Origin of the sequence: Psychrobacter sp. AOP5-GZ1-6, from assembly GCF_052376345.1 — a bacterium.
GTDB lineage: Bacteria > Pseudomonadota > Gammaproteobacteria > Pseudomonadales > Moraxellaceae > Psychrobacter.
The window spans coordinates 1-1,168 of sequence record NZ_JBQSVP010000279.1; the positions used below are offsets into that span (position 1 = coordinate 1).

The 1,168-nt window shown below is 36.9% G+C and carries 2 protein-coding genes; both read right to left on the bottom strand.

The genetic code is table 11. The features are described 5' to 3' along the window. Positions 1 to 561 (bottom strand): LrgB family protein (locus tag ACT3RN_RS15730; protein ID WP_444518828.1); only part of this gene is annotated, 561 nt, incomplete at its 3' end. Between the two features lie 9 nt (positions 562 to 570). Then, positions 571 to 1,062, bottom strand: a complete 492-nt coding sequence (locus ACT3RN_RS15735; protein ID WP_192520905.1) for a CidA/LrgA family protein — start codon at positions 1,060 to 1,062, stop codon at positions 571 to 573. Positions 1,063 to 1,168: the final 106 nt, after the last annotated feature.

Genomic DNA, 1,168 nt, shown 5'->3' on the forward strand with positions numbered 1-1,168 from the left:
ACCGTGTGATGCATTACCAAATGCGATTCCATTTGCAAGATGTGAGCGAATACGAAAAAAAGTCAAAATCATATCCCCTAAAATCATTCCCACCATCCCTGTGATCAAAGTAAACAATGAGACTAAAGAGGAAGATCCGTGAATTTTTTCAGATAAGTCTAACGCAAATGGTGTCGATATTGAACGGGCCATCAAGCTATAGGTCAAGGTCTTATCAAAGTGGAACAAACCAGTGAATAGGTATATGCTTAAGACTCCCACCACCATCCCGACAGTTATGGAAGCGGTCAAAGCCAAAGCATGTCGACGTATTAAACGACGATATTCATAAATAGGTATAGCAAACGCAACCGTTGCGGGGGCAAGTAACTGCACAATCCAAGCTGTATCTTTCCAATAAGTATCATAAGAGATATTAAAGATAATCATTAATGAAAGCGTTATTACTGCAACCGTGATAGCTGGGTTTAGCCAAGATTTTCGATAGCGCACATAGATTACTTTAGCCATATAATAAGCAGCTAATGTCCAAATGAGACAAAGGATTGACCAGACATTCATTGTAAATCCTCACACATTATCATTATTTTTTAGGTTTAATTGGGCTTTATGAATCTGATGTCGATACAATCTACGTTGCAAACGGTGCACCATAATAAAGGTTAATGCTGAGCTTAACATCACCATCGCGGTACTTAAGATAATTGTCAGCATTAATTGCCAGCCCTTACTGATAAATAGCGCCTTGTATTGAAGTATTGACATCATAAGTGGGATAAACATTAATACTAATTCACCCAAAACAAATTTTGCCCCCAGTCTGACCCAGTTAACCTTGATAGCACCACTCATTAATAAGATCAGCATTAAAGATACTCCTAAGACGCCTGAGGATACGGGTAAATGCAATAACTCAACCAATATCGCAGCACAATACCAGACAGCTGCGATAATAGCGCATTGCATAAGGACATGAAGCCATGATTGGCCATAGAACCTTTGAAGTGCCAGTTTTGTTTTAGCTAAAAAACAGGAGGATAGACGAAGATTAAGATTACGCATAATAGTTGTTGTTTGTTGATTAGAGACTACTTATTATAAAAATACTATAGTCATAAATTATGAATTATATTTTTATTTTTATTCCCAATTTCTATAATAAATTTCG

Bases quoted from the DNA above. Each gene is read 5' to 3' on its own strand.
- ACT3RN_RS15735 (WP_192520905.1), bottom strand. From the start codon at position 1,062: ATGCGTAATCTTAATCTTCGTCTATCCTCCTGTTTTTTAGCTAAAACA.